The organism is Streptacidiphilus monticola, from assembly GCF_042658505.1.
In the GTDB taxonomy this organism is placed as follows: domain Bacteria; phylum Actinomycetota; class Actinomycetes; order Streptomycetales; family Streptomycetaceae; genus Streptacidiphilus; species Streptacidiphilus monticola.
In genome coordinates this window covers 1-26379 of record NZ_JBHSQJ010000047.1, presented here as the reverse complement: position 1 = coordinate 26379, position 26379 = coordinate 1, and the positions used below count along the sequence as shown (strand labels likewise).

Below are 26379 nucleotides of genomic sequence, written 5' to 3'. Positions count from 1 at the left end.
CCGGACCGTCGTCCGGGCCGCCCTCCGGCGGCGTCCCGAGGTGGTGCTCACCCCGGCGGCGAAGCTGGGCGTCCGCGCGGCCGGGTTGGCCCCCGCGACGACCGCCCGGCTGCTCGCCGCCACCGCCCGGCTACTGCCCGGCCCGGACGCTGCGGGGGAGCCGCAGCGCTCGGGGGCCGAGGTCTCGCACCGGCTGCGGTCGGCGCTGGTGGACCGGCTCACCACCCTGGGCGACCGGGCGGCGGCCCGGTTCAACCAGCCCCGCGGCCACGGCGCGGCCTGAGCGGGGCGCCGCGGCCACGGCGCGGCTCGCGGCCTTCGGGCGACAGGGTCTCAGGGCTGGAAGAGCACCTTGACCGCGCCGTCACGCTTGTCGCGGAACATCTTGTACGCCTCGGGCGCATGCTCCAGGGGGAGGTGGTGGGTGGCGAAGCCGTCGACGCCGAGCGGGTCCGCGTCCGTCAGGAGCGGCAGGATGTCGTCCACCCAGCGGCGGACGTTGGCCTGACCCATCCTCAGCTGGATCTGCTTGTCGAACATCCGCATCATCGGCATCGGGTCGGTCATCCCGCCGTAGACCCCGGACACGGAGACCGTGCCGCCGCGCCGGACCAGTTCCACCGCGAGGTGCAGGGCGCTGAGCCGGTCCACGCCGAAGCGCTGCATCATCGCGGCGGCGACCGCGTCCGGCAGCAGGCCGGTCAGCTGCTGGCCCGCCTTGGCGACGGGGGAGCCGTGCGCCTCCATGCCCACGGCGTCCACGACCGCGTCCGCGCCCCGCCCGTCGGTCAGTTCGCGCACCAGCTCCACGACGTCACGGCCGTGCTCGCGCAGGTCGATCACGTGGGTGCCAAGGGTCCTGGCCCGCTCCAGGCGCTCGGTGACCAGGTCGATGCCGATCACCGTGCCGACGCCGCGCAGCCGCGCGATGCGTGTGCACATGTCGCCGATCGGGCCCAGGCCCAGGACGACCAGGCTGCCGCCCTCGGGCACGGCCGCGTACTCGACCGCCTGCCAGGCCGTGGGCAGGACGTCCGAGAGGAAGACGTACCGGTCGTCCGGTGGGCCCTCGGGGACCGCGACGGGCAGCGTGTCGGCGAACGGGACGCGGACGAACTCGGCCTGCCCGCCGGGGACTTGGCCGTACAGCTTGGTGTAGCCGAAGAGCGAGGCCCCGGTGCCGTAGGCGTGCACCTGCGTGGTTTCGCACTGCGACTGCAGGCCTTGGCGGCACATGAAGCAGGTGCCGCAGGAGAGGTTGAACGGCACCACCACGCGGTCGCCGGGCGAGAGCGTGCGCACCTCCGGGCCGACCTCGGCCACGACGCCCATGGCCTCGTGGCCGAGGATGTCCCCCTCGTCCAGGAAGGCCCCGAGCGGGTCGTAGAGGTGCAGGTCGGATCCGCACAGACCGGTCGAGGTCACCTGGACCACGCAGTCCGTGGGGTCACGCAGGGCGGGGTCGGGTACGGACTCGGTCCGGACGTCCCGGCGTCCGTGCCAGGTCACGGCTTTCACGTCGCCTCCAGGGTGGCTCGGGTACGGGTGGGCGCCCACCGTCCCTGCCGGTTCGCGCCCACCTCGTCTCGCCCCGCGCCTTCCCGCCCCACCCCCGTCCATCCCTCCGGGCGGCTCACTCGGGGCCTGTCCGGTGGATCCTCCCGGCTCCGCGCCGCTCCCCACCGTCCGGACCCGGCGGTCCCCCTGCTCGGCGAACGCCCGGGTACGCCGAGTAGGGGGCGCGCCCCGCCGCCTTGGACCCGGCCGCCCCGGGGGCACCCCTCGCCCCGGGGGCGGGGCGGGCTGCTCGGACCGATCCGCCAGGGCCACGCCCCAGCCCGCGGAGGAAGGGCGGCCCGCGGAGCTCGGGTGCCGGCTCGTGCCGTCCGTGCTGGCCCGCCCGACGCCTCGGTAGCCCTGGGCACCTGACCTGGGCCTCGCCGTGCCGGGGGCACCCCTCGCCCCGGGGACGGGGCGGGCTGCCCGGACCGATCCGCCAGGGCCAGGCCCCAGCCCGCGGAGGAAGGGCCGCCCGCACAGCTCGGACGACGGCTCGTGCTGTCCGTGCTCCCCGGCTCCGCCGTCCCCCGGCTTCGTCCCCGGGCTCGGCCGTCTCCCTGGCTTCTCCCGGTTTCGCGTGCGCCGGGCCCGATGCTGGCCTGTCCCAGGCCCGACGGCGCCCGCCGATCCAGGCGGAGCCGCGGACGGCGGCACAGGCTCAACTCACGTCCGGGGCCCGGTGGGTGACCCGTCCGGCCACTGCGGTGAGCCGCACGGGAACGTCACGCAGTTCGGTGTCCCGCACGTTCAGCGGGTTGTCGGCCAGGACGGTCAGGTCGGCACGGAAGCCGACCGCCAAGCGGCCGGCCTGCCGCTCCTCGCACGCCGTCCAGGCCGGGTTCACCGTGTACGCCTGCAGCGCCTGAAGGGGCGTCAGCGCCTGCTCCGGGCCGTGCGGGGGCAGCGACAGGTCGCTCGGACGGCGGTGCCGGGCGCCGGCCATGACCGTCAGCGGCGGGAACGGCGCGATCGGCCAGTCCGATCCGATGACCACCCGGGCACCGGCCTCCCACAGGTCCCGGCAGCGGAACGCCCGGGACGCGCGCTCCTCGCCCAGCCGGCGCGACCAGTTGTCGGTGTGGTCGGCCCGGGTGAACTCGCAGCAGTGCGTCGGCTGCATCGAGGCGGTCACGCCGAGCCGCGCGAAGCGGGCCACGGTGTCGTCCGGCACGGTCTCGATGTGCTCGATCCGGTGCCGCACCTCGCGCCCGCCCTCCGTCCGCGCCTTCTCCACCGCGTCCAGTGCGTGCCGGACCGCCGCGTCGCCGATGGCGTGGGTGGCGGTGGCGACACCGGCACGGTGCAGCTCGCCGACGACCTCGGTGTAGCGCTGCGGGTCCGGCCAGAAGGCGTGGGTGGACTCGCCGTGGCAGTCTGGTCGTTCCAGCCAGGCCGTGCCGTTGTCGATGGTGCCGTCCATGAACAGCTTCACGCCCGCGACCTGCCACAGCGCACCCCCGGTGCCCTGCAGCCGGACCAGCTCCGCCACCGCGTCCGCGTCGGCGCCGGGCTGGCACCAGGGTGCGATCCGGAAGCGCAGGGCCAGCTCGCCGCGCTCCTCCAGTTCCGCGTAGAAGCCCAGCCGCATGCCGTCCATGGCATGACCACCCGTCAGACCCGCCGCCGCCATCGTGCGCAGCACCTCGGCCGTACGGTCGAGCAGTTCCCCCTCCGTCGGCACCGGGGCCACCGCCTCGACCAGGGCGCAGGCGGCGTCCTCGAGCAGCAGCCCGGTGGGGCGGCCGTCGGCGTCGCAGACGATCTCCGAGGCCTGGGCGAAGCGGCGCGGCCCGTCGATCCCGGCCAGCTCCAGGGCGCGGGGGCTCGCCAGCATGGAGTGGGCGTCGAAGAGGTCGATCGCGGCCGGGACACCGTCCAGGACCGCGCCGACGGCGGCGAAGCCGACGGGCTGCTCACCGAAGGCGTTCGGGTCCAGGCCCCAACCCCGCAGCCAGGCACCGGGCCTGAGGGAGCGTCGGGCGGCGTCGAGCGCGGCCCGGACGGAGGCGAGGTCCTTGCACGCGGACAGGTCCACGCCCATGGTCCGCTCGGCGCCGGAGACGGGATGGAGGTGTCCGTCGGTGAAGCCGGGGACGACGACCGCGCCCTTGAGGTCCACGACGGTCGTACCCGGCCCGGCCAGGGCACCGATCCCTCTGTCGTCGCCGAGGGCGGCGATCCGGCCGTCGGCGGCGGCCAGCGCGGTCTGAGGCAGGAGGCCGCCCGTGCCCGGGTCCAGCAGCCGGGAGTTGAGCAGGACGAGATCGGTGGGCACGGGCGGCTCCTTGGTGCGTGGGTGGGTCAGCTGGGCGAGAGGGCCCCGGGTGTCAGCCCGAGCACCCGCTCGGCGGTGGCGGTCGCCAGGCCGGCGACGGCCGGGTGGCGGTTGCCGCGTTCGGTGTTGGCATGGGCGCCGAGGCCGTCCATGACCACCAGGATGTGGATCGCCGCGAGCAGCGGGTCCTCGGTGCGGAAGTCGCCGGCGGCCACCCCGTCCCGGATCAGGCCGGACAGCCGGTCCCGCCACTGGGCCTCCTGGTGGCCGACGCGGTCGCGCAGGCCGGGCCGGTAGCGGCTCAGGTGGCGGGCGTTGAGCCAGAGCCGGCTCATCCCGTCGTAGGCCTCGCCGGAGGTGCGGGAGAGGAAGCGGGCCAGGTGCTCGACGGGTCGGCCGTGCGGGCGTTCGGCCGGGATCAGCTCGTCCAGCTCGCCTCCGGCGGCGTCGCCGAAGGCCTCGGCGACCAGTTCCTCGGCCACCGGGAAGTAGTGGCTGATCAGGCCCGGGCGGACGGACAGCTCGTCGGCGACGCGGCGCATCGTGATGCACTCCAGCCCCTCGGCCAGGGCGATCGCGGCGGCCGTGGCCACGATCTCGGCGCGGCGGGCCTCCGGCGATTTCCGGATCCGCTTGGGCTGGACGCTTGACGACATGCCCCGCACGCTATTGGATGTGCGACCAATAGACAAGCCGCCCTCAGTGCTTGTTGGTTCGGAGGACTCCATGGACGCCACGATCCCAGACCCCCACCGGGAGACCCCCGAGGCCCCACGCCCCGCCGGGCAGCAGCTCGGCAGAGTGGAAGCCCACGGCATCGACGTCATCCCCGACAGCGAGCGCCACGGCCGGGCCCGGGAGCTCTTCGCGGTGTGGGCCGCGCCCAACGTCAGCTACCTGAACCTGGTGGTCGGCGGGACCCTGGTGCTGATCGGGCTGACCCTGTGGCAGGCGCTGGCCGTGATCGTGGTCGGCAACCTGTTCTGGGCGCTGGTCGGCCTGATCGCGGTGAGCGGCCCCGCCTCCGGGACGCCGAGCGAGATCGTCATGCGGGCGATGTACGGGGTGCGGGGCAACCGGGCCAACATCCTGCTGACCGGTTGGTTCGTCAGCGTCTGCTACCTGGCGCTCAGTTGGGCCGCCGGCTCGCTGGCGGCGTTCGACCTGCTGGACCGGGCCGGGGTGCCGGTGGGCACGCCCGTCAAGGTCGTCGTCATCGTCGCGGTCGCGGCCGCCACGCTCGCCATCAGCGTCTACGGGCACGCCACGATCGTGAAGCTGTACCTGCCGTTCACGCTTGCGCTGACGGCGGTCTTCCTCGTGCTCTCCGGGTACGTCCTCGCCGACGCCGACTGGAACCACCGTCCCGCGCAGGCGATGCACGGCGGCGGGCTGGTCGCCGCGCTGGCGGGCGGGCTGGTGCTGATCGCGTCCGCGCCGCTGTCCTACACCAACAGCTCCGACTTCTCCCGGTACCTGCCCCGGGACACCCGCCCCGGCGCCGTCGCGGGGTGGACCGCGCTCGGGGCGTTCGTCCCCAGCGTGCTGTTCACGGCGGTCGGCGCGATCGCCGGGACGGCGCTGGACATGTCCGACCCGCAGAGTGCCCTGGAGAAGATCCTCCCGGGCTGGTTCGTGCCCGCGTTCCTGCTCGCGATCGTGCTCTCGGCGGTCTGCAACAACGCGATGACCGCGTACAGTTCGGGCCTCGCCCTGCAGGCCGTGGGCATCCGCATCCGCCGCTCGCGCAGCGTCGCCCTGGACGGCACGCTCGGGGTGGCGCTGACCCTCTACGCGCTGCTGGTCTCCAACTTCCTGGACACCGTGAGCAGCGTGCTGGAGCTGATGGTCGCGCTGATGGGCCCGAGCACGGCCGTCTACGCCACGGACGTGCTGCTGCGCCGGAACCGTTACGACGGCGTCGAGTTGAGCGACGAACGGCGGGGTGGGCCCTTCTGGTACCGGGGCGGCGTCAACCCTGCGGGGGCGGTGGCCCTGCTGGCGGCGTCGGGGTGCGCGTTCCTGTGCGTCTCGACGCCCAGCTTCACCGGGCCGGTGGCGAGGGCGCTGGACGGGACGGACCTGTCGCTGCCGGTGGGGATGGTCCTCGCGGCGGCGCTGTACTCCGGGCTGACCTTCCGTCAGAACCGTGGCCGGAACCGGGACCGGAACCAGAAGGCGGCCCACTCGTTGAGCGGGGTATGAGCTCAGGCGTTCTGGTGAGAGGGCGCGGCGCGGGTGCAGAACCGTTTCTGCAGGCGTCGCCCCAGGTCGGTCCTGTTCGTGGTGTCCGTGGTGTCCGAGGCGACCGTGTCGTCAGGCGCCCTGCTGCGGAGGCCCGCCCATGATGTTCGGCCATCCTCGCCACCGCCCGGCGGTCTCCTGGACCGCGGCCGCGGCCTGCGGCACGGACCTGCTGCTGACGCTCTTCACCGAGGCCGGCGTCAACCTGCCGGTGCCCTCGCGGCTCACCTACAGCCGCGACGACCCGTACGCGGTCCGGCTGGACTGCCATGTGGACCTGCCCGACCCGGCCGCCTGGTTCTTCGCCCGCGACCTGCTCCTGGCCGGCCTGCACGAGCAGGCCGGCCACGGCGACGTCCGCGTCCGCCCGGGCATCGGCCCCAGCCGCGGCCACGTCTTCATCACCCTCGGCCACCCGGACGACCCGGCCGTCCTGCGCGCGGCCGCGTGGGAGGTGGAGGAGTTCGCGATGCGCTCCCTGCGGATCGTCCCGGCAGGGACGGAGCACCTGCACGTGGACCTCGACGACATGGTCAACCGCCTGGGGCGGGACGCGGATTGAGGGATCGGGTCGCATCGCGTGGGACGGACCTCACCGGCGGCGCGTCATCAGCCAGGCCAGCCCGGCCGGGACCGCGACGGCACCGGCCATGGCGGCAAGCCAGGTCCGGGATTCCTGCGCCAGGAAGGGGCCGAGGCCGGCATGCCAGGGCATGGACGGACTGGTGGCCAGACCCAGAGTGACGAAGCCCGCGACGCCCGCGCGGGTGACCAACCCTCCCCGCTCCTGGATCCGGTTCCACCCGGCCCACCTGGGCACCGGACGGCCGGTGCCGACGTGCACCACCCCCAGGACCACCTGGGCCCACAGCAGGCCCAGAACAGGTATCGCCACCCACAGCAGCACGGGGGCTGCCTCCTCCTCGTCGGCGTGCAGTTTGCACCATGCGGAGCGGCGCGTCAGCACTGCCGGAGGAACGCCGCCGTCGCGCGTCGCGCGCAGACGAAGGCGTATCCGCGGCCGTGTCCGCCGAAGCGGCGTCGCCTCGCCCTGCAACCCTGGCGGGATGCCGCCCAGTTGGCCGAGGATCGCGTGTGGGGCGACCGTGCGCCGGGCCGGTGCGCACGCGCTTCGTCGGACCTGGGGTTCGGCACATGGGCGCCGGTGACGTCGCAGGTCCGGGCGCGGTGCCGCGCCCTTGCGGGTACCGAGGCCGTTGCACGACTGGCCGGCGCTCACCACTCCCGGGTGGCGATCAGCTCCTCCACGTCGGCGTCGCCGAAGCCGTAGGCCGAGGCGATGAACCAGAAGTCCTCGGCGATGGCCTCCCGCGCGACCGTCTCGATCTCGCTGCCGGCGGCCTCGAACGCCGCCTCCAGCAGGTTGAACTCCGCCGTTGCCGCCTGGGTCAGCACGTACAACGCGCCCAGGTCCGAGGGGCGTTCGGTCTCGATGCGCTCGCACAGCCGCACCAGGACCGCCCGGCCCCGGTCGACCACGGGGTCGGGGTAGTACCCGTCCGCGTACAGCTCCCGCAGGAAGGGGTGCTCGGCCGCGCTGCGGTTGGTGATCGCCATGGATCTCGCTCTTTCCCTCCGACTGTGTCCGGTCCGATCATGTCTCCTGCCACTGACAACGCCCGCGTGGGACGGCCGTCGCCGCCGCCTAGGATGGGGCGCGTCGCGGAGACCAGGAGGGGGAGCCTGTCGTGGACGTCGAGCCGGAGGCCCTGCACATCACGCCCGCGCGGTTGTCCGCGCTGAGTGACGGAGTGATCGCGATCGCCGCGACGCTGCTGATCCTCGACCTCAAGGCGCCCGCGGCGGGGCAGCCGGTGTGGCGGACGCTGGGGCACCAGTGGCCGGCGTTGGACACCTACGCGGTGACGTTCCTGGTGATCGGCATCGCCTGGATCCACCACCACAACCTGTTCCACCAAGTGCGCCAGGTGGACCGGACGTTGCTGCTGCTGAACATCGGCATGCTGGCGACGATCAGCTTCCTGCCGCTCCCCACCGCCACGCTCGGCAGCCACCTGCGCGGCATCGGGGCGACGTCGGCGGCCGTGCTGTACGCGCTGTCGATGACCGCGTCCGCGCTCTGGTTCACCCTGTTCTGGAACCACCTGTGCCGCCACCCCGAGCTGCTGCACCCCGGAGCGCGGGAGCAGGCGCGCGCGGCCCGCCGCAAGTCCCTTCTCGGGCCCGCAGGTTACGCGCTGGCCGCACTGCTGGCCCTGGTGAGTCCGATGGGATCGCTCGCGCTCTGCGCGGCCCTGGTGGCGTACTTCGTCATCGGGCGTCGGGCGCCCCCCACCCGCACGCGGGTCGGCGGTCGCCCGGGAACTCCGGTGCGCGCCACGGAAGCTGGGGAGCAGGAGCGGGTCACCACCTCCTGACCGGGTACGGGCGCCGCCGGCGCGAGGCTGCGTCCGCCGCTCGGGGGGCCTGCCATGCGGCCCACCGGGGTGGAGCACCCGGCGGGCCGCGGTGGAGCGGGTTCTCACCAGCGGCAGGCGGAGACCTGGTCCGAGGTCACATAGCCGTGTGCGGCGTGGATCTCGTGGTCGTAGCAGGAGCCGGTGTCGGTGGTGCCGAACCAGTGCTCCGAGTCGGTGCCGTCGGCGGCGGTGACCACCCCGGCGCTGCGGGCGAGGACGCCCGTGGCGTCCACGGTGTCGTCGGTGAAGCCGGTGCCGCTCCAGTGGTCGCCCCGCCGGACGGCGTCGCGCAGGACGCGGCCCTGGTGGACGGTGGCGGCCAGGGAGTAGTTGTTGCCGTCGGTGTAGAGGGCGACGTCCGAGTCGACGGTGATCGGGTAGGACCAGCTGTGCCGGGTCGCCGTCGCCGGGCCGTGCTCCGGGTCGGTGGTGACGGTGGTGACGCCGGACTGGAGCTGGGACATCACCTGGTGCTTGCCCCCGTCGGACACGGTGTCGGTGTTCAGGTAGCCCGCGTGCTGGTGCACCGTCGTGCGGACGCGGCCGGCGGAGGTCTCCAGCCAGCCGGAGGTCGTCCAGTCACGGTCGGCCGCGACCCGCACGTCGGTGGAGCCGGCCGCCGACCCCGGGGTCTCCGTGGTGGTGACGGCGGGGGAGAGGGAGAGGGTGTCCGCGGTGAGCGCGCCGTGCGTCTGCGCGGCGTGGTGATCGGTCGTCAGGAACAGGGTGCTGTCCACGGTCCAGCCGTCGGCCGCGCCGTAGGGCGTCAGGGTGAACGTGTGGGGGCGGCCGTCGGTGAGCAGCCCGGCGAACGGGGTGAGGTCGAGGCCGTAGGGCTGCGTGACGAACTGGTCGATGGCCGGGATCGGCCGCCAGAGGGTGGGCACGATGCCGCCGGAGTAGACGACCGGGTAGGGCTGGGCGAGCCCGGCCGGGCGGCCGTCCACCGAGACCTGCACCTCGCGGTAGGGGCCGCCGCCGCACAGGTAGTCGGGGTAGCGGGCGGCGAGGTCGTCGGGCACGGCGGTGAACCACTGCTCGTCGCAGCCGCCGCCGCGGGCGTAGAGCTCCATCTGCACGCCGGTGAGGTTGCGCGGCAGCGTGACCGTCTTCGAGGAGGACGTGCCCGGGGCGAGGTAGGTCCAGCCGGTGTCGGTGCTGGAGGCCGAGAGGGGCAGCACCTGGTCGGCGGTGTGCGCGGCCGGGTGGTGGCGGTCGGCCTGGTAGTAGGTCAGCGTCAGCTTCATGTGGTAGACGCCGGTGTAGGTGGAGTTGACCACGTTGCCCAGCGAGACGGTGACCGGCTGCGGGGTGCGCAGCAGCGGGATGAACGGCGAGACGTCCTTCTGCAGGCTCCAGCTGATCCCGTCCTGGGTCGGCTCGGGGGTGCTGGTGCGCAGCACCTCGGCGCCGCCGATCCAGACGCCCGCGAGCCGGTCGTACTGGCGGCCCTGGACGCTGCCGGACCAGGTCAGCACCACCTTCGTCCACGGGCCCGCGCAGTCCGCGGGCGGTGTGAGCGTGCCGGTCCAGGCGGGGGAGGAGATGGTGTTGCCGAAGTCCTGCTGCATGGCGGTGACCGTGCAGTGCGGCGTCGCCGGGGCGCTCACCGGTGGAAGCGCGGTGACCGGGTTCTGATAGCCGGTTTCCATCTGCCCGCCGTCGGCCCGGGCGGTTCCCGTGCCGAGGAGGGCAGCACACAGCAGGGCGGCTGTTCCGAGCAGGCCCGCGATGCGCATGAGGTCCCCTCAGTGTCGCGTCGATCTTGACATGGACAAGAGGGGACCCTGCACCCTCCGCTGACGTGGCGTCAACCCTGCGGTGCCGCGCCCGGCGGCGGGGGACCGGATCCGCATAGCATCGGCCCATGGTCACCTCCGCGACGGCCGTCGCCACCTGGAACGTCCTGCACCGCGTCCACGCGGAGAACTGGAGCAGCCACGTCCTGGACCGGTGGCCGGACGAGGCCGAGCGGATCGCGGCGGTCTCGGCGTGGGTGGCCAGGACGAGCGAGGCCGTGATCGCGCTGCAGGAGGTGAGCGGAGACCAACTCGCCTCGTTGCGGCAGGCGTTGCCGGTGTCGCGGACCGTGCACAGCTTCCGCTACCCGCGCGTGCCGAAGCCGCGCCGGGTCCCCACGCGGCTGTCGTGCCGGGACGAGCACCTGGTGCTGGTCCTGGACGGGCCGCCCGGGGAGGTGGTGGCAGCGGAGGCCTTCGCGACCGACCCGGGCAAGGGGCTGCTCGCGGTGCGGGCCGGGGGCCTGCTCCTCGTCGCCACCCACGTCAGCACAGGTCCCCGGCGTCCGGCTCAACTGGCCCGTCTGGCAGAGGTGGTGGCCGCGGCCGGGCCCGGCCCGGCCGTCCTGCTCGGCGACTTCAACGCGGACCGCGCCACGGTCGCCACGGAACTCGGCCCCGGTTTCACGATCGCCCCCCTGCCGCCGGACGCCGCCCCGACCCGGCCGCGCGACGTCGGCGCGGAGAAGTCGGCCTGGATCGACCACGTCGTCACGCACGGCGCGGACGCGGACGAGGCCGCCGTCGAGGATGTACACGGCCTCTCGGACCACAACCCGGTGCGGGCGCGGGTGGCCCCCGCGAGGCAATGAACGATGTCGGATCACGTGCTGCGACGGCATCGTTGTGCGGAAGCATCAGCCGCGCACGCGTCGAGACGGACACGGCCCGGACTGTCATAGACCTCGATGAGGACATGGTCGCTGAAGCCAGCCATGCGCATCTTGCGACGCGGAGTGCTTCGCGCGTGCGCTCGACGGGCAGCGCTGCGCGCTGAACTCGGGGTTCCATCGGGCGCTGTCCCTCGCGGATCTGCTGATCGCTGCCACGGCCGAGCTGAGGCCGGTCGACGGTGCTTGACTACGACGGCGACTTCGACATGATCGCGACGATCACCGGCCAGCCCGCACGGTGGGTCGTCCCGCCCGGAACTGCCGACCGCTGAATGCTGTTGGCAACTCGGGGTTGCTGCCTGGGGCGGTGGGGAGGACGGGGGAGTTGGCTGACGAGATCTTCGGGGACCCGCGGCCTGGCTGCGGTCTCATGGCCGCGCCCAGTGAAGTCCGCCACGGCTGCGGGGGTTGGCACCCCTTGTCCCGCCCAGCGGCGCCGGCCCGAAGGCGCGCTGCCGGGTCGGCCGTTGGGACGGCCTGGGGGACCCCGGGCCGAGCGGCGGATCAGGCTCCGTCGCCGCCCGGGAGGCGGTAGACGGAGACGTGGGACGGCGACTCGGCCGTGAACTCCGTGCCGTTCCAGTCCGCGTGGCGGGACTCCAGCGTGAAGCCCGCCAGTTGGGCCATCAGGTCCAGCTCCGCGGGCCAGATGTAGCGATGCGGCGTGCGGAACAGCCGCGCCTCGGTGCCGGCTTCGGCGAAGTAGAAGTGGTGCGAGACGACCTGCTGGTCCACGACGTCGTAGGTGTCGAGTCCGACGTACCCGGGACGCACGCTGAACACCGTGGCGGGCTGGCCCGGCGGCAGTCTCCGCAGCTCCGGCACCCACAGCTCGATCACGAAGCGGCCGCCGGGCCGCAGATGGCGGGCGGCGTTGCGGAAGCAGGCGACCTGCTCCGCCTGCGTGAGCAGGTTGGCGACGGTGTTGTAGACGAGGTAGACCAGCGCGAAGGAGCCCGGGTCCGGGACCGTGGCGGTGGCCATGTCGCCGAGGACGACGGGGATGTGCGTCGCGTCGGCCTTGGTGCGCAGGCGGTCGAGCATGGGCTGCGACAGCTCGACGCCGGCCACCGGCACGCCGCGCCGGGACAGCGGGACGGCGACCCTGCCGGTGCCGATGGCGAACTCCAGGGCCCGTCCGCCGCCCGCGAGTCGGGCCAGCCGGTCGACCGTCGGCTCCAGCACCTCGGGGGCGAACATGCCGGTGCCCGGCGTGTCGTAGCGCGCGGCGGCCTCGGCGTCCCAGATCTCGTCCTGTCGCATGGCCTCAACGATTCCTGGCGTGGGCGGGGATGTCGAAGGGATTTCCCGCGAGGTCGCCTCGTGCTGACTCGTCGTCAGTTCGCTTCGGCTTGGCGGCGGGTGAGCTGCTCCAGCAGGCCTGCCAACGGGGCGGGCCGAGTTGCATCTCAAAGCCCGCCGCCGAGGCGGCGAAGGCCGCACTGCGGGAAAGGGGCCGGACCTGTGGGCGGTGAGTGCGGCCCCGGGGGCGCCCGTGTGGGCGGCAGGGGCGCCGCCCGGCTCCGCCGTCCAGCATGGCGAGGTTGGCGCCCTCGCCCCCGAAGGGGGACAGCAGGTGCGCGGCGTCGCCAAGGAGGGTGGCACCGGGGACGCGGTCCCAGCGGTCTCCGACCGGCACGGCGCGGATGCGGCGGGGGACGAAGGGTTCGTCGGCCTCGGCCGCCTCGGCGACGGGCTGCGGGCGGCCGGGTCAATGAGGCTGAGCGGCTGGGTCATGGGCCGCGCGGGGGCGCACCCGTAGCGTCCGGGTATGAGCGAAGCACTGATCTTCGACGCCGTGCGCACGCCGCGCGGCCGGGGCAAGCGGGGGGCACTCCACCGCATCAAGCCCGTCGACCTCGCCGCCGGGCTGCTGCGCGCGCTGGCGGAGCGTCAGGACCTGGACACCGCACGGGTGGACGACGTGGTGCTCGGCGTCGTGTCCCCGGTCGGGGAGCAGGGCGCGGACATCGCGCGCACCGCCGTCCTCGTCGCCGGCTGGGACACGCGGGCGGCAGGCGTCCAGGTCAACCGGTTCTGCGCTTCGGGACTGGAGGCCGTCAACCTCGCCGCCGCCAAGGTCGCCTCCGGTTTCGAGGACCTGGTGGTGGCCGGCGGCGTCGAGTCCATGTCGCGGGTGCCGATGGGCTCGGACGGCGGCGCCTGGGTGGCCGACCCGATGACGAACCTGCAGACGCACTTCGTGCCGCAAGGCATCAGCGCCGACCTGATCGCCACTCTGGAGGGGTACACCCGCGAGGAGCTCGACCAGCTCGCCGCCACCTCGCACGCCCGGGCCGCCGAGGCCCGCGAGAAGGGCTACTTCGAGCGCTCGATCGTGCCCGTCCGCGACCGCAACGGACTGCTGGTGCTCGCGGAGGACGAGGCGATCCGGCCCACCACGACCGTCCAGGGCCTCGGCACGCTGCAGCCGGCCTTCGCCCTCCAGGGGGAGATCGGCTTCGACGCCGTCGCCGTCGACCGCTACCCGCAGGTCGAGCGCGTGCACCACCTGCACACCGCCGGGAACTCCTCGCAGATCGTGGACGGCGCCTCCGCCGTGCTCATCGGCAACGCGGACGCCGGACGGCGGTCGGGACTGACCGCCCGGGCCCGGATCGTCTCGACGGCGGTCGTCGGCACCGAGCCCACCCTCATGCTGACCGGGCCCGCCCCGGCCGCGCGCAAGGCGCTGGACCGGGCCGGACTTGGCGTCGCGGACATCGACCTGTTCGAGGTGAACGAGGCCTTCGCCGCCGTCGTCCTCAAGTTCCAGGCCGAACTCGGCGTCCCCGCCGAGAAGGTGAACGTCAACGGCGGTGCCATCGCGCTCGGGCACCCCCTCGGGGCGACCGGGGCGATGCTGCTCGGCACCCTGCTGGACGAGCTGGAGCGCCGCGACCTGCGGCGCGGCCTGGCCACGCTGTGCGTGGGCGGCGGCATGGGCATCGCGACCGTCATCGAGCGGGTGTGAGGAGCGGACCGATGAGCAACCCGATCCACTTGAGCCGCGACGACGAGGGCGTCGTCACGCTGACCCTCGACCTGCCCGGCTCCGCCAACGTCATGAACGCCGCCTACCGGGACGCCATGGGCGCCACCGTCGAGCGGCTGCGGGCGCAGGTCGAGGACATCACCGGTGTGGTGATCACCTCGGCCAAGCAGACCTTCTTCGCGGGCGGCGACCTGAACACCCTGATCCAGGTCGACCAGGCCCACGCCGCCGAGTTCCGCCGCGAACTCGACGTCGTCAAGGGGCAGTTGCGGGCGCTGGAGACCCTGGGCCGGCCGGTCGTCGCCGCGGTCAACGGCAGTGCGCTCGGCGGCGGTCTGGAGCTGGCGCTCGCCTGCCACCACCGGGTCTGCCTGGACGACCCGTCCATCCGGCTCGGCTTCCCCGAGGTGACGCTGGGCCTGCTGCCCGGCGCCGGGGGCATCGCCCGCACCGTGCGGATGTTCGGAGTCCAGCGCGCGCTGCCGCTGCTGTCCGAGGGCAGGCAGCTGCGCCCGGAGCAGGCGCTGAAGGCCGGATGGGTGGACGAACTCGCCCACGATCGCGACGAGTTGGTGGCCAAGGCACGCGCCTGGGTGCTGGCCGACCCGCAGCCGCTGCAGCCCTGGGACCGCCCCGGCCACCGGGTGCCGGACCTGAAGCCCTTCGACCCGGAGAGCTATCCGCTGCTGGCCGCCGCGCCCGCCGTCGTCCGGCAGAAGACCCACGGCTGCTACCCGGCCGTCGAGCGGATCCTGGCCGCCGCCGTCGAAGGCGCCCTGCTGGACTTCGAGACCGCGCTGGCCGTCGAGTCCGAGTACATGACCGAGCTGACGACCGGTCAGACCGCCAAGAACATGATCGGGACCTTCTGGTTCCAGCTCAACGAGATCAAGGCCGGGCGGTCCCGCCCGCAGGGCCCCGAGGCCCGCCCGGTCCGCCGGGTCGCGGTCCTCGGTGCGGGCATGATGGGCGCGGGGATCGCCGAGGTCAGCGCGCAGGCCGGGATCGACGTCGTGCTCAAGGACGTGGACGAGGCCGCCGCCCGGCGCGGCGTCGAGGCTGTCGCGGCCCGGCTGGACCGGCGGGTCGCCAAGGGGCGGCTGACCGCCGCGAAGCGGGACGCGCTGCTCGCCCGGATCACCCCGACCGGCAGCGACGCCGACCTGGCCGGCTGCGACCTCGTCGTCGAGGCCGTGTTCGAGGACCGCGACCTCAAGCTGCGGGTGCTCGGCACGGCCGAGAAGGAGGTGCTGCCGGACGCGGTCATCGCCTCCAACACCTCCACGCTGCCGATCACCGGGCTGGCCGGGGCCGTGCCGGAGCCGGAGCGGTTCATCGGCCTGCACTTCTTCTCCCCGGTGGACCGGATGCCGCTGGTCGAGATCATCACCGGCAGCCGGACCGCACCCGAGACGCTGGCCCGCGCCTTCGACTACGTGCTGCAGATCCGGAAGACACCGATCGTCGTCAACGACAGCCGCGGCTTCTACACGTCGCGCACCTTCGGCACCTACCTCACCGAGGGCATCGCCCTGCTCGGCGAGGGCGTGCACCCGGCGCTGGTCGAGAACGTCGCCCGCAAGGCGGGCATGGCCGTCGGCCCGCTCGCGGTCTGCGACGAGGTCACGCTGACGCTGCCGTTGAGGATCCGCGCGCAGACCATGACCGACCTGGGCGACGCCGCCCCGGCCGGGCTCGGCGCCGGCCCCGCCTACGAGGTACTGCTGGCCATGACCGGCGAGCTGGGCCGGACGGGCAAGGCGGGCGGCGCCGGCTTCTACGAGTACCCGGCCGACGGCGCCAAGTACCTGTGGCCCGGCCTGGTGCAGCGGTGGACCAAGGGCGACGGCCTGGGCGTCCCCGAGCAGGACGTGCGGGACAGGCTGCTCTACATCCAGGCGCTGGAGACCGTCCGCATCCTGGAGGAGGGCGTGCTGACCTCGGTGGCCGACGCCAACGTCGGTTCCGTCCTCGGCATCGGCTTCGCGCCGTGGACCGGCGGCACGCTCCAGTTCGTCAACGCCACCGGCCTCGACCGGTTCGTCGCCCGGGCCGACGAACTGGCCGACGCCTACGGCGAGCGGTTCCGCCCGACGCCGGGACTGCGAGCCAAGGCAGCCGCGGGGGAGCGCTTCTGACTCCCCGTCGGACCAGCGGCGGCGGTGCCGCGGGGCGCGGCCGCTGGGCGGCACCGCCGCCGTCCCGGTCCGTCAGCTCTCCGCCCGGTCCACCGGGATCCACAGCTCGGTCCGGGCCTGGGCCCCGTCCGGCGTCGGGCGCGTGCGCAGGATCTCCGGCCCCGGACGGCTCACGTACCGCGTGGACGGGAACCACTGGGTGTAGACGTCCCGCCACAGATCCTGGAGAGCCTGCGGGTACGGGCCCTCGTTCGCGAAGACGGCCCAGGTGCCTGCCGGGACCTCCTGCACGTCCAGGTCCCCGGCGTCCGGGTCCCGACTGCTCACCACCGCGTGCCAGTAGTCGAGTTCGGCGCCCTCCTCCCGGCTGTCCGAGAGGTGCTCGACCACCGAGACGACGCCCTCCGGCTCCTGGTCCGACAGCTCGGCGATGCGCCGCGCCGTCTCCGGGCCGATCCCGCTGACGAAGTCCGCGATGGCGGGGTTGACCCCTTTGTGGACCAGCGGGACCCGCGCCCGCCGGCCGACGATGCGGAACCCGTCCTTGTCCACCACCCGGTACTGCATGGTGCTGCTCCCTTCGACGACGAGTCGGAAGGACAGCCGCGGCTGGGTGCGCAGCGTCACCGTCCCGGCGCGCCGGGCCTGGCCCGGGCCGACACCGTGGACCGAGCGGAACGCGCGGCCGAAGGCCTCGACCGAGGTGTAGCCGTAGCGCACCGCGATCTCCAGCAGCGTGCGGCGCCCGGCCAGCACCTCGGCACCGGCCAGCGACATGCGCCTGCGCCGCACGTACTCCGACAGCGGCATCCCGGCCAGCGCGGAGAACATGCGCCGGAAGTGGTACTCCGACGTGTGCGCGATCCGCGCCAACTCCATGGCGTCGACCCGCTGTTCGAGGTGCTCCTCGATGTGCTCCAGGGCCTGGTTCAGCCGCTCCAGCACCGTGGACTCCTTCCCCTTGACAGCTCACCACCGTAGGAACGGGCCGGTGCCCGGCGCCCGACATCCTGTGCCCGCTTCGATCGGGGCCCAGGGACCCCGGGGGCGGTGCTCAGCCGCCCGGCTGGTAGCTGCGGGGGGTGGAGCCGGTCCAGCGGCGGAAGGCGCGGTGGAAGGCGCTCGGCTCGGAGAAGCCGAGGCGGCGGGAGAGTTCCTCGATCGGCACCCGCCCGCTCGCCAGGGCCGCCACCGCGTGGTCCCGGCGCAGCTGGTCGCGGACCTCCTGGAAGGAGGTGCCCTCGGCGGCCAGGCGGCGGCGCAGCGTCTGCGGGCTGACCGACAGGGCGGCCGCGACCTCGTCCGTCCCCGGCAGGGCGCCCGGCAGTCCCCGGCCGATGATGCGGCGCACCCGCGCCGCCGTCGTGTTGCCGAAGTCCGTGCGCGCGAGCAGGTCAGCCGGTGCCGCGCGCAGGAAGCGCTCCAGGCCCTCCGCGTCCTGCACCACCGGCTCGTCCAGCAGCGCCCGGTCGAGGACCAGCGCCGTGCGTTCGGCGTCGAAGCGGCAGGGAGCGCCGAAGAGCAGGTCGTACTCGAGGGCGTGCGCGGGGACCGGATAGGCGAACTCGGCCCGCAGCAGCTCGATCCGACGGCGGATCAGCCAGCCCGAGAAGCGGTGCACGATCACCATGAGCGTCTCGGCGACGAAACGGTCCGGGTCCGGCACGCCTTCGAGGTCGAAGAGGACCTGTGCCTCCCCGTCGGCCGGGGACTCGGTGAGCTGGAACCGGGGGCCGAAGGGGAACAGCGCGTAGAAGTCGCCGCAGCGGCGCAGGGCCGAGCGCAGGTCCGGGCAGGAGTGCACGACCAGGGTGCACATCATGGCGAAGGTGCCGGAGCGGCTCGGCATCGGGCCGAAGCCGAGCAGTTCGTCGTCCAGGGCCAGCCAGGTCGCCCGGATCAGCGTGGCGAACTGCTCCGGGGAGACCCGGGCCCGGTCCTGCCGCAGCAGCGCCGCCGGTATCCCGGCGGACTCCAGCAGCGCCGTGGTGTCCGCGCCCCGGCGTGCGGCTCCGCGCAGCGCGGCCCGGACGTGGTGGATGGCGACGGAGCGGGTGAGCACGCGTCAGAACCCGGGAGCCGGACGGGCGGCGCGATCGGACCGGTCACCCCGGCTGAGCGCTGTGGTCATGTTCCCCCGCCCTCCCGCTCGTCCATGCTGAGCTGCGTCGACAGAACCCGGAAGTCCGGTCCGCCGACCATACCGGACGGTCACCGCAGCACAGGAGAGGGGCGCAGGTTGTCCGCCACCGCCGAGAGCCGGCTCTACACGGAGGACCACGAGGCCTTCCGCGCCACGGTCCGGGCGTTCCTGCACCGCGAGGTGACGCCGCATCACGCGCGCTGGGAGGAGGACGGCATCGTGCCCCGGCAGCTGTGGCGCGAGGCGGGCAAGACCGGGCTGCTCGGCACGGACGTCCCGGAGGAGTACGGCGGCGGCGGGGTGCGCGACTTCCGCTACAACGCCGTCCTCGACGAGGAGGTGGCCCGCGCGGGGGCCTCGGGCCTCGGCTTCACCCTGCACAACGACGTCGTCGCCCCCTACCTGCTGGAGCTGGCGACGGAGGAGCAGAAGCGGCGCTGGCTGCCCGGCTTCTGCAGCGGCGAGCTGATCACGGCCATCGCGATGACCGAGCCGGGGGCGGGCAGTGACCTGCAGTCCATCGCGACCACGGCGCGGCGGGACGGCGACCACTACGTCCTCAACGGCGCGAAGACCTTCATCACCAACGGCATCAACGCGGACCTGGTCATCGTCGTCGCCGGCACCGACCCCGGCAAGGGCGCGCACGGCCTGAGCCTGCTGGTGGTCGAGCGGGACATGCCCGGCTTCGCCCGGGGGCGCAACCTCGACAAGATCGGACTCAAGGCGCAGGACACCGCCGAACTGTTCTTCGACGACGTGCGCGTGCCCGCCGCCAACCTGCTCGGCGGCGAGAACCAGGGCTTCGTCCACCTGATGAACGCCCTGCCTCGGGAGCGGCTGTCCATCGCCGTCGTGGCGGTGGCGGCGGCCGAGGCGGTGTTCGACGCCACGCTGGCCTACTGCAAGGAGCGCACCGCCTTCGGCCGCCCGATCGGCAGCTTCCAGGCCAACCGGTTCACGCTGGCGGAGCTGGCCACCGACGTGCGGTTGGGCCGGCTGCTGCTGGACCGCAGCATCGCCGACTACAACGCGGGCACGCTGACCGTCCCGGACGCGGCCATGGCCAAGTGGTGGACCACCGAGATGCAGAACCGCGTCGTCGACCGCTGCCTGCAACTGCACGGCGGCTACGGCTTCATGACGGAGTACCCGGTGGCGCGTGCGTTTCTGGACAGCCGGGTGCAGACCATCTACGGCGGGACGACCGAGATCATGAAGGAGATCATCGGCCGCTCGCTGGGCGTCTGACCCCCCTCACCCGCCTGCCGCCTGTGACGCCCCTCGGAACCCTTCGGAGAGCCACCCTGTGACCGGACCCCTCACCGGCCTGCGCGTGCTGGAACTCGCCGGCCTCGCCCCGGCCCCCTTCGCCTGCACCGTCCTGTCCGACCTCGGTGCGGAGGTGCTGCGCATCGACCGCGCGGCCGTCGTGCGTCCGCCCGGCGGGGCCACGCGCGTCTCCGACCCGCTGACGCGCGGGCGGCGCTCCGTCGGCGTCGACCTCAAGCATCCCGACGGTGCGGCGGCCGTGCTGCGGCTCGTGGAGCGCGCCGACGTCCTGGTGGAGGGCTTCCGACCGGGCGTGTGCGAGCGGCTGGGGCTGGGGCCCGACGTCTGCCTGGAGCGCAACCCGCGCCTGGTCTACGCCCGGATGACCGGCTACGGGCAGCACGGCCCGATGGCCGAGCGCGCCGGACACGACATCAACTACCTCGCCCTGTCCGGCGCCCTGGAGCCGCTCGGCCCGGGCGACGGCCCGCCGCTGCCGCCGCTCAACTACGTGGCCGACTTCGGCGGCGGCGGGATGCTGCTGGCCGTGGGTGTGCTCGCGGCGCTGTGGGAGCGGGAGCGTTCCGGGCGCGGGCAGGTCGTGGACGCCTCCATGGTCGAGGGCGCCGCGCTGCTGTCCGGCATCGTGCACGGCCTGCACGCCCAGGGCCTGTGGCGGCGCGAGCGGGGCGGCAACCTCTTCGACGGGTCCGCGCCGTGGTACCGCAGCTACGCCTGCGCGGACGGGAAGTTCGTGGCCGTGGGCGCGCTGGAGCCCCAGTTCTGGGCGGAACTGGTCCGGCGGCTGGACCTGGCCGAGGAGGCGCTGCCCGACCCCCACGACCCCACCGCCTGGCCGGAGTTGACGCGCCGTCTGGAGTCCGCGTTCGCCACGCGCACCCGCGACGAGTGGGCCGCGCTGCTGGAGGGCGCGGACGCCTGCGTCACCCCCGTCCTCAGCCCCTTCGAGGCTCCTGAGCATCCCCACAACCGGGCCCGCGCCTCCTTCGTCGATGTCGACGGCCACGCGCAGCCCGCCCCCGCCCCACGCTTCTCCCGCACCCCGGGCGCGGTGGCCTCCGGCTCCCCCCTGCCGGGCGAGCACACCCGAACGGCGCTTGCGGAGTGGGGACTCGACCCCGAGGAGATCGACGGGCTGACGGCCTCGGGCGCGCTGCGACAGGGCTGAGGCCGGCCTTCGGATCGCCCTGGGACCGCCTGCGGATCTGAGTACGGATACTCATGCGCCGGGTGACACCGGCGTGGAGACTGACGGATGCTCCGGCAGCGCCGCATCGGGAGGGGGAAGGTTCGTGGGGAATCCGTGGGCGCCGCCCGACCCGCCGCAGCCGAAGGGCCGGTCGCGGGCGGAGACGGCCGTGACCGTGGTGAGCTGCGTGGTCGTCATCGGCCTGCTGCTGAGCGGCCTCTCGGTGCTCGGCGTGATGGTGCTGACGTGGATCGGGTCCATCCGGCTGTTCCCGAACAAGTGACGGCCGCAGGGGGAGGACGCACATGACTGTCCGTCAGCCGGCCGACCGGGTCCGGGTGCTGGTGGCACTGGGCCGCCCGGCCGTGGCCGTGCTCTTCGCGCTCTACACGGCGCTCGGCCTGGCGCAGGCCGGGCGCGCCGAGGACCCGTCCCTGCTGGCCGCGTGCCTGGTGCCGGTGCTGGCCTTCCTGCTCTTCTCGGTCTGCGTCAACGACCTGTCCGACCAGGCCATCGACCGGGTCAACCTGCCCGGGGACCGGAGCCGGCCGCTGGTCACGGCCGCCGCGGGCGCCCGGGACCTGGTGCGCACGGCGGTGGTGGCCGCAGCCGTGGCGTCGGCCGCGGCCTTCCTGCTCGGGGTGCGGCCGGGGCTGCTCATGCTCGCCGCGCTGGCGGTGAGTGCGGGCTACTCGCTGCGCCCGGTGCGCCTCGCCGACCGCGGCGCGGTGGCCGCGCTGGTGCTGCCCGCGTGCTACGTGGCGCTGCCGTACCTGCTGGGGCTGACGGCCACGGGGTCAGCCGTCCGGCCGCGGGACCTGCTGATGCTGTTCGGCCTCTACACGGGGTTCATCGGCCGCATCCTGCTCAAGGACTTCCGCGACGTGCGCGGGGACGCGCTGTTCGGCAAACGCACCTTCCTGGTCCGCCATGGCCGGCGGGCCACCTGTTTGTTCAGCGCCTGCTGCTGGACGCTCGGCGGCTGCCTCGTGCTGGTGACCACGCCCGGGGCTGCGGACGCCCCGGTGCCGGCCGGCGCCTACGGGCTCTGCATCGCGGCGGTAGTGCTGATCCTGCGGCGCCTGGCCGGACCGGTCGGGCACCGTCGGGAGGAGGCCCTGATCGCCGGGACGGCGGCGATCGGGCGTGGCCTGCTGGTGCTGCAACTGGCCCAACTCGCCACCGCGCAGGCGGGATGGAGCCTGCCGACGCGCTCCCTGCTCCTGGTGGTGCTGCTGGCGCTGACGCTGGGGCAGGCCGCCTCCATGGTCCGGTACGGCCCGCGCACCGGGCTCACCCTGGCCTCACTGCCGCCCGACGACGTGGCGACCCCTGTCGCGACGTCCCGACGGTCTGCCGCAGCCGGCCGGGCCGCTGACGGCCGTCCGTCGGCCTGAACGCGGCGCCGGCGTCAGCGCTTGACGCCGACGCCCGCCCAGCCGGAGACGCGTTCGGAGCCCTCGGGGACCGGCCCGTCCGGGCGCCACCAAGGCAGTTGCACCAGTCCCGGCTCCACCAGCTCCAGTCCGTCGAAGAACGCCGCCACCTCGGCACGCGGGCGGTCGATGAACGGCGAGGTGGCCCGGTCGTAGACGGCGCGGTGGACCTGCACCGAGGCGTCGGGCATGAAGTCGCCGGTCGCGTGGGACAGGATGAGCATGCTGCCCGACGGCAGGGCGTCGACCAGCGTGCGCACGATCTCGCGCGGGTGCTCCTCGTCCTTGACGAAGTGCAGGATGGCCACCAGCATCAGGGCCACCGGCTGTGAGAAGTCCAGGAGTTGGCGTGCCTCGGCGAGGATCGCCGCCGGCTCGCGCAGGTCGCCCAGCAGCACCCGGGTGCGCTTGCGGCCGTCGGCCTGGGCCATCAGGGCGTCCGCGTGGCGCAGCACGATCGGGTCGTTGTCGACGTAGAGGACCCGCGCGTCGGGGGCGACGGCGTGGGCGACCTGGTCGGTGTTGGCCTGGGTCGGGATACCGGTGCCGATGTCGAGGAACTGGACCACCCCCTGCCCGGCGGCGAAGCGGACGGCGCGGCCGAGGAAGGCCCGGTTGGCGCGGGTGGTGTCGAGGATGGCCGGGAACGCCTGGATCACCTTCTCGGCGGCCCGCCGGTCGACCTCGAAGTTGTCCTTGCCGCCGAGGAAGTAGTCGTACATGCGGGCCGTGGACGGTACATCGGTGCGCAGGTCGGCGGGGGTGGGCCGGTGCTCGTCGTGCGTCATCCAATCGAACCCCTCCACGGAGTTCTCCCTTCGCCCGGGACGTGCGCTCCGATCGTCCGCTCCGGACGTCGACAAGATCCTATCCGGGGACGCCCGCGCTCCTCGGCCACGCTCCACGGCTCGGCCCGCGAGCGCGGCGATCCGCCGCCGGGCGTGGCGCCTCGCCCGGCGCGGGGCGGCTGAGTCTGCGTCAGTCCCCGCCGTGCGCCCCCTTGTTGACGGCTCTGGAACCGGCTCCCGCCCGGCTCGGCCGTCCCTTCGCGAGGGCGGCCGCGCCCAGCGTCCCCGCCGCAAGGGTGCCCCACAGCGCGGCGGGACCGCGTGCGGCGAGGGAGGTCATCACCGCCGGGGAGACGGCGAGGCCGAAGCCCGTCGAGAGCTGGAATCGGGCCAGCGCGCGGCCCAGCACCGGGGCCGGGGTGACCGCCGTGACGAGCGCGGTCGCGCTCCCGGCGTAGACGATCTCGCCCAGCGTGCAGAGCACGGACACCGCGGCGATGCCGGCCGCGGCCCAGCCGCCCAGCCGGTCGGCGGCGAGGAAGCCCAGGTAGGACAGGGCCAGGACGACCCCCGACAGGGCCAGCGCCGTCGGCCGGGTGAAGCGTGCCATCCAGGCGGTCACCGGCACCTGGAGCGCCACCACCAGAACCGTGTTCGCCACGAACACCGCCGCCGACCAGACCGGGGAGGCGTGCAGCCGGGTCACCAGCACCAGGGGAAGCGCCACCTCCGGGACGTTCAGGCAGAAGACGTAGGCGATGTTCGCCAGCAGCAGTGCTCCCAGGCGAGGGCCGGATACCCGCTCCCGGTCCGTCTGCTGATGGGCCGTCGGGTCGGCGGACACCCGCACCGACCAGGCGAGGACGGCCGCGAGCAGGTAGCCGAGCGCCGAGGCCGCCGCGAGCGCGCGGAAGGCCGGGGCGCCCCCGGCCAGGCAGCCGGCGGCGACCAGCGCGCCCACGCCCAGCCCGGCGTTGCGCAGCGAGCGCCCGGCGGCCAGTGCGGCGTCCCGCGTCCGGCCCTGGGCGAGCGTGGCCACCAGCGCCGCGTGGGCGGCGGGCCATGCCTGGTTGCCGACGCCGAGGAGCAGGGCGGCGGCCGTGAACACCACCGCGTTCCCGTCCGGTGCGGCCAGCAGCGTGAGCACGCCCGCCACCCGCACCAGCATCGACGCGGCGACCGCCGCGCTGCGCGCGCCCCGGTCCAGCCATCGGCCGACGGCGGGCACGCAGACCAGCCCGGCCACGATGCCGACCGTCATGGACAGGCCGGTCGCCGCCGGGGAGAGGCCGAGCACGGTCACGCCGTACAGCAGCAGGAAGGGGCGGAGCATGCCCGTCCCGAGCGCGTCCACGCCCAGCGCGAGGGCGTAGCGGGCGCCGCCCGAGGCGCGGACCAGGTCCCCGGGGCGGATCTGAATCGTCGTCATGCCGCCCACGGTGCGCGGCCGCTGCCGCCGGGGTCACGTCGATTGACGACTACCGTCAACCGACGCCGGGCAGACCGGGGCGACCAGGCACGATGGAGGCGTGACCCTGCGCATCGACCTGACCGGCACCCCGCCCGAGCGGATCCGCTTCGCCGCCTCGCCGCTCGCGGAGCTGACCGCGATGCTGCACGTGCTGGCCGCCCCGGAGCACCATCCGCGGCTGGCCGCGTGGGCGGCGGGGGTCCGCGCGGCGCTGCGGCCGGAGCTGGCGGAGCGCTTGCAGGAGGCGGAGTTCCTGTGGCGGTCCTCGCGCGCGGACTTCCTCGTTCCGGCCCGGCCCCGGGCCACGCTCGCCGACGAGCTGGACGACGTGGACCGCATCGACGACGAGCGCTACACCCTCGCCGCGTTGGTCACCACCTGCGGCAGCAACCGCGTCCGCTTCGGCGGCCGGTCGCCGTTGCGCGTCGCCGCCGCCCGGGAGGACGCGCTCGACCGCGCCCAGGCGCGCGGCGCGCGGCAGGAGGCGTTCGCGGAACGGCTGCTGGCGGATCCGGGCGCGGTCCGGGCACGGGTGCGGGAGACGCTGGAGCAGTGCGCCGACGCCTTCTTCGACGCGGCCTGGCCGGGGATCCTGGCGCAGCTGGCCCAGGACCTGCGACTCAAAGCCGACCTGAGGGCACGTCAGGGGCTGGGCGCGGCGCTGGCGTCCGTGTCGGGGGCCGTGGCGCTGACCGACGACGGGGGCTGCATCGTCCTCGACAAGCTGCAGGACAACGCGACGGGGGCGGGGGAGGCGGGGGTCACCTTCCTGCCGAGCCTCTTCGGCCACCCGCACCTGGTCGCCGTGCATGCCGCCGGCTGGCAGCCGGTCGTGCAGTACCCCGCCGCGGAGGCGGGGCGGCCGGTGGCGGCCGTGCCGCTGGAGACGGTGCGGCTGCGGCTGGAGGCGCTCGCCCACCCGGTCCGGCTGCGCCTGGTCCGCACGCTGGCCCGCGGGCCGCACACCACGGGGGAGCTCGCCCGCGCCTGGGAGTTGACGCCCCCTGAGGTCTCCCGCCACCTCGCGGTGCTCCGCCGCGCCGGACTGCTGACCGCCGACCGGCGCGGCCGCTACGTCCACTACGCCCTGGACCTGCCCGCCACCACCGCCCTCGGCGCGGACCTGCTGGCCGCCGTGCTGCGTTGATCCGCACCCGCGGACCCGTGCTGACCTGCGCGTCCCGCTGGCGCGGGCCGGGGCGGCTTCGACAGAATGTGCCGGGACCGAGCAGGGGAAGGGCATGCACGAGGACAGCGCGACCGAGGAGATTCCCGCCGTCGGGGGGACAGAGGGGATGCCCGGGACACCGGAGTGGGACGCCGCGTACTTCACGCTCGTCCCGCCCAGGGAGGCGCCGCGCGCTCACGCACGGCGGCGGCGTCGGGTCGGGGTGCTGCCGGTCGCGCTGCTGGGCTGCGTCGTGGCGGCCGCGGTGCTGGGCTGGGCGCTGCTGACGCCGGACACGTCGTCCACGGCCGCCCGGCAGGGGGCGTCCGTGCCGGTGGCTCCCGTCGACTCGCCTGCGGCGAGCGTGACTTCGGCACCTGCGGCCACACCGTCGCCGAGCGCGTCGGCCAGCCCGGCGCGGAGCTCCGCCGCGCCGTCGGCCTCCACGCCGGCGCGTACCCGCACGACGCCGACCTCCTCCGCGCCGCGCACCAGCGCGCCCGCGGCGAGCAGCCCGGCCGCCACCGCGGCGGCGACGCTGCGGGC

General features: G+C 74.2%; 22 protein-coding genes and 3 pseudogenes. 12 read left to right on the top strand and 13 right to left on the bottom strand.

Features of this window, described 5'->3' with window-relative positions:
* Positions 1 to 283: pseudogene (locus ACFP3V_RS12195) on the top strand (SDR family NAD(P)-dependent oxidoreductase); the annotation flags it as partial.
* Between the two features lie 50 nt (positions 284 to 333).
* Here ACFP3V_RS12195 and ACFP3V_RS12190 read toward each other — a convergent pair.
* The 3 genes from ACFP3V_RS12190 to ACFP3V_RS12180 form a co-directional block, all read right to left on the bottom strand.
* The gene (locus tag ACFP3V_RS12190; protein ID WP_380582928.1) at positions 334 to 1518 is read right to left on the bottom strand and encodes a zinc-dependent alcohol dehydrogenase; all 1185 of its coding nucleotides are present in this window, start codon (positions 1516 to 1518) and stop codon (positions 334 to 336) included.
* Positions 1519 to 2218: 700 nt separating this feature from the next.
* Positions 2219 to 3835, bottom strand: coding sequence for an amidohydrolase (locus tag ACFP3V_RS12185; protein ID WP_380582926.1), 1617 nt, complete (start codon positions 3833 to 3835; stop codon positions 2219 to 2221).
* A 26-nt stretch (positions 3836 to 3861) separates the two neighbouring features.
* Positions 3862 to 4491 carry a TetR/AcrR family transcriptional regulator gene (locus ACFP3V_RS12180; RefSeq protein ID WP_380582924.1) on the bottom strand — a complete coding sequence of 210 codons (630 nt, stop codon included), beginning with the start codon at positions 4489 to 4491 and terminating at the stop codon, positions 3862 to 3864.
* Positions 4492 to 4561: 70 nt separating this feature from the next.
* Between ACFP3V_RS12180 and ACFP3V_RS12175 the strand changes: the two genes are divergently transcribed.
* Together ACFP3V_RS12175 and ACFP3V_RS12170 are read left to right on the top strand one after the other, a co-directional pair.
* On the top strand, positions 4562 to 6040 hold the full coding sequence (locus tag ACFP3V_RS12175) for a purine-cytosine permease family protein (protein ID WP_380582922.1): 1479 nt from the start codon (positions 4562 to 4564) through the stop codon (positions 6038 to 6040).
* Between the two features lie 139 nt (positions 6041 to 6179).
* Positions 6180 to 6641, top strand: coding sequence for an SsgA family sporulation/cell division regulator (locus tag ACFP3V_RS12170; RefSeq protein WP_380582920.1), 462 nt, complete (start codon positions 6180 to 6182; stop codon positions 6639 to 6641).
* A 30-nt stretch (positions 6642 to 6671) separates the two neighbouring features.
* Here the strand turns inward: ACFP3V_RS12170 and ACFP3V_RS12165 are convergent, their stop codons facing one another.
* Both ACFP3V_RS12165 and ACFP3V_RS12160 read right to left on the bottom strand, forming a co-directional pair.
* Positions 6672 to 6986, bottom strand: coding sequence for a hypothetical protein (locus ACFP3V_RS12165; RefSeq protein WP_380582918.1), 315 nt, complete (start codon positions 6984 to 6986; stop codon positions 6672 to 6674).
* Positions 6987 to 7315: 329 nt separating this feature from the next.
* Positions 7316 to 7657 carry a DUF5713 family protein gene (locus ACFP3V_RS12160; RefSeq protein ID WP_380582916.1) on the bottom strand — a complete coding sequence of 114 codons (342 nt, stop codon included), beginning with the start codon at positions 7655 to 7657 and terminating at the stop codon, positions 7316 to 7318.
* Between the two features lie 131 nt (positions 7658 to 7788).
* Here ACFP3V_RS12160 and ACFP3V_RS12155 point away from each other — a divergent pair, with 131 nt between their 5' ends.
* Positions 7789 to 8478, top strand: coding sequence for a TMEM175 family protein (locus ACFP3V_RS12155; protein ID WP_380582914.1), 690 nt, complete (start codon positions 7789 to 7791; stop codon positions 8476 to 8478).
* Positions 8479 to 8582: 104 nt separating this feature from the next.
* On the opposite strand, the gene ACFP3V_RS12150 is transcribed toward ACFP3V_RS12155, so the two are convergent.
* Positions 8583 to 10259, bottom strand: a complete 1677-nt coding sequence (locus tag ACFP3V_RS12150) for a peptide-N4-asparagine amidase (RefSeq protein ID WP_380582912.1) — start codon at positions 10257 to 10259, stop codon at positions 8583 to 8585.
* 128 nt (positions 10260 to 10387) lie between these two features.
* On the opposite strand from ACFP3V_RS12150, the gene ACFP3V_RS12145 reads away from it, so the two are divergent.
* On the top strand, positions 10388 to 11131 hold the full coding sequence (locus ACFP3V_RS12145; protein ID WP_380582910.1) for an endonuclease/exonuclease/phosphatase family protein: 744 nt from the start codon (positions 10388 to 10390) through the stop codon (positions 11129 to 11131).
* 136 nt (positions 11132 to 11267) lie between these two features.
* Positions 11268 to 11484, top strand: a pseudogene (locus ACFP3V_RS12140) (PIN domain-containing protein); the annotation flags it as partial.
* 232 nt (positions 11485 to 11716) lie between these two features.
* On the opposite strand, the gene ACFP3V_RS12135 reads toward ACFP3V_RS12140, so the two are convergent.
* Both ACFP3V_RS12135 and ACFP3V_RS12130 read right to left on the bottom strand, forming a co-directional pair.
* Positions 11717 to 12475, bottom strand: a complete 759-nt coding sequence (locus tag ACFP3V_RS12135; RefSeq protein ID WP_380582908.1) for a class I SAM-dependent methyltransferase — start codon at positions 12473 to 12475, stop codon at positions 11717 to 11719.
* Between the two features lie 4 nt (positions 12476 to 12479).
* On the bottom strand, positions 12480 to 12851 hold the full coding sequence (locus tag ACFP3V_RS12130; protein WP_380582906.1) for an FAD-dependent monooxygenase: 372 nt from the start codon (positions 12849 to 12851) through the stop codon (positions 12480 to 12482).
* Positions 12852 to 12983: 132 nt separating this feature from the next.
* On the opposite strand from ACFP3V_RS12130, the gene ACFP3V_RS12125 reads away from it, so the two are divergent.
* Together ACFP3V_RS12125 and ACFP3V_RS12120 are read left to right on the top strand one after the other, a co-directional pair.
* The gene (locus ACFP3V_RS12125) at positions 12984 to 14186 is read left to right on the top strand and encodes an acetyl-CoA C-acetyltransferase (protein ID WP_380582904.1); all 1203 of its coding nucleotides are present in this window, start codon (positions 12984 to 12986) and stop codon (positions 14184 to 14186) included.
* An 11-nt stretch (positions 14187 to 14197) separates the two neighbouring features.
* Positions 14198 to 16345 (top strand): 3-hydroxyacyl-CoA dehydrogenase NAD-binding domain-containing protein, encoded by a 2148-nt coding sequence (locus ACFP3V_RS12120; protein WP_380582902.1) that lies wholly within the window; start codon positions 14198 to 14200, stop codon positions 16343 to 16345.
* 72 nt (positions 16346 to 16417) lie between these two features.
* On the opposite strand, the gene ACFP3V_RS12115 is transcribed toward ACFP3V_RS12120, so the two are convergent.
* Together ACFP3V_RS12115 and ACFP3V_RS12110 are read right to left on the bottom strand one after the other, a co-directional pair.
* Positions 16418 to 17290 carry an AraC family transcriptional regulator gene (locus ACFP3V_RS12115; RefSeq protein WP_380582900.1) on the bottom strand — a complete coding sequence of 291 codons (873 nt, stop codon included), beginning with the start codon at positions 17288 to 17290 and terminating at the stop codon, positions 16418 to 16420.
* Between the two features lie 109 nt (positions 17291 to 17399).
* The gene (locus ACFP3V_RS12110) at positions 17400 to 18407 is read right to left on the bottom strand and encodes an AraC family transcriptional regulator (protein WP_380582898.1); all 1008 of its coding nucleotides are present in this window, start codon (positions 18405 to 18407) and stop codon (positions 17400 to 17402) included.
* Between the two features lie 177 nt (positions 18408 to 18584).
* Here ACFP3V_RS12110 and ACFP3V_RS12105 point away from each other — a divergent pair, with 177 nt between their 5' ends.
* The 3 genes from ACFP3V_RS12105 (at position 18585) to ACFP3V_RS12095 (ending at position 22367) form a co-directional block, all read left to right on the top strand.
* The gene (locus tag ACFP3V_RS12105) at positions 18585 to 19739 is read left to right on the top strand and encodes an acyl-CoA dehydrogenase family protein (RefSeq protein ID WP_380582896.1); all 1155 of its coding nucleotides are present in this window, start codon (positions 18585 to 18587) and stop codon (positions 19737 to 19739) included.
* A gap of 58 nt (positions 19740 to 19797) precedes the next feature.
* On the top strand, positions 19798 to 20949 hold the full coding sequence (locus ACFP3V_RS12100; RefSeq protein WP_380582894.1) for a CaiB/BaiF CoA transferase family protein: 1152 nt from the start codon (positions 19798 to 19800) through the stop codon (positions 20947 to 20949).
* Positions 20950 to 21275: 326 nt separating this feature from the next.
* Complete coding sequence (locus tag ACFP3V_RS12095) at positions 21276 to 22367, top strand: UbiA family prenyltransferase (protein ID WP_380582892.1); 1092 nt, start codon at positions 21276 to 21278, stop codon at positions 22365 to 22367.
* 14 nt (positions 22368 to 22381) lie between these two features.
* Here the strand turns inward: ACFP3V_RS12095 and ACFP3V_RS12090 are convergent, their stop codons facing one another.
* Together ACFP3V_RS12090 and ACFP3V_RS12085 are read right to left on the bottom strand one after the other, a co-directional pair.
* Positions 22382 to 23212: an SAM-dependent methyltransferase gene (locus tag ACFP3V_RS12090; RefSeq protein WP_380582890.1), complete on the bottom strand. Its 831-nt coding sequence runs from the start codon at positions 23210 to 23212 to the stop codon at positions 22382 to 22384.
* Positions 23213 to 23384: 172 nt separating this feature from the next.
* The gene (locus tag ACFP3V_RS12085; protein WP_380582888.1) at positions 23385 to 24623 is read right to left on the bottom strand and encodes an MFS transporter; all 1239 of its coding nucleotides are present in this window, start codon (positions 24621 to 24623) and stop codon (positions 23385 to 23387) included.
* Between the two features lie 100 nt (positions 24624 to 24723).
* Between ACFP3V_RS12085 and ACFP3V_RS12080 the strand changes: the two genes are divergently transcribed.
* The gene (locus ACFP3V_RS12080; RefSeq protein WP_380582886.1) at positions 24724 to 25812 is read left to right on the top strand and encodes a DUF5937 family protein; all 1089 of its coding nucleotides are present in this window, start codon (positions 24724 to 24726) and stop codon (positions 25810 to 25812) included.
* A 216-nt stretch (positions 25813 to 26028) separates the two neighbouring features.
* On the opposite strand, the pseudogene ACFP3V_RS12075 reads toward ACFP3V_RS12080, so the two are convergent.
* Positions 26029 to 26379, bottom strand: a pseudogene (locus ACFP3V_RS12075) (hypothetical protein); the annotation flags it as partial.

What these genes read in the sequence shown, in the direction of transcription:
- ACFP3V_RS12160 (WP_380582916.1), bottom strand. Translation starts at nt 7,657, where the DNA reads ATGGCGATCACCAACCGCAGCGCGGCCGAGCACCCCTTCCTGCGGGAG.
- ACFP3V_RS12135 (WP_380582908.1), bottom strand. Translation starts at nt 12,475, where the DNA reads ATGCGACAGGACGAGATCTGGGACGCCGAGGCCGCCGCGCGCTACGAC.
- ACFP3V_RS12120 (WP_380582902.1), top strand. Translation starts at nt 14,198, where the DNA reads ATGAGCAACCCGATCCACTTGAGCCGCGACGACGAGGGCGTCGTCACG.
- ACFP3V_RS12145 (WP_380582910.1), top strand. Translation starts at nt 10,388, where the DNA reads ATGGTCACCTCCGCGACGGCCGTCGCCACCTGGAACGTCCTGCACCGC.
- ACFP3V_RS12125 (WP_380582904.1), top strand. Translation starts at nt 12,984, where the DNA reads ATGAGCGAAGCACTGATCTTCGACGCCGTGCGCACGCCGCGCGGCCGG.
- ACFP3V_RS12180 (WP_380582924.1), bottom strand. Translation starts at nt 4,491, where the DNA reads ATGTCGTCAAGCGTCCAGCCCAAGCGGATCCGGAAATCGCCGGAGGCC.
- ACFP3V_RS12175 (WP_380582922.1), top strand. Translation starts at nt 4,562, where the DNA reads ATGGACGCCACGATCCCAGACCCCCACCGGGAGACCCCCGAGGCCCCA.
- ACFP3V_RS12150 (WP_380582912.1), bottom strand. Translation starts at nt 10,259, where the DNA reads ATGCGCATCGCGGGCCTGCTCGGAACAGCCGCCCTGCTGTGTGCTGCC.
- ACFP3V_RS12085 (WP_380582888.1), bottom strand. Translation starts at nt 24,623, where the DNA reads ATGACGACGATTCAGATCCGCCCCGGGGACCTGGTCCGCGCCTCGGGC.
- ACFP3V_RS12095 (WP_380582892.1), top strand. Translation starts at nt 21,276, where the DNA reads ATGACTGTCCGTCAGCCGGCCGACCGGGTCCGGGTGCTGGTGGCACTG.
- ACFP3V_RS12170 (WP_380582920.1), top strand. Translation starts at nt 6,180, where the DNA reads ATGATGTTCGGCCATCCTCGCCACCGCCCGGCGGTCTCCTGGACCGCG.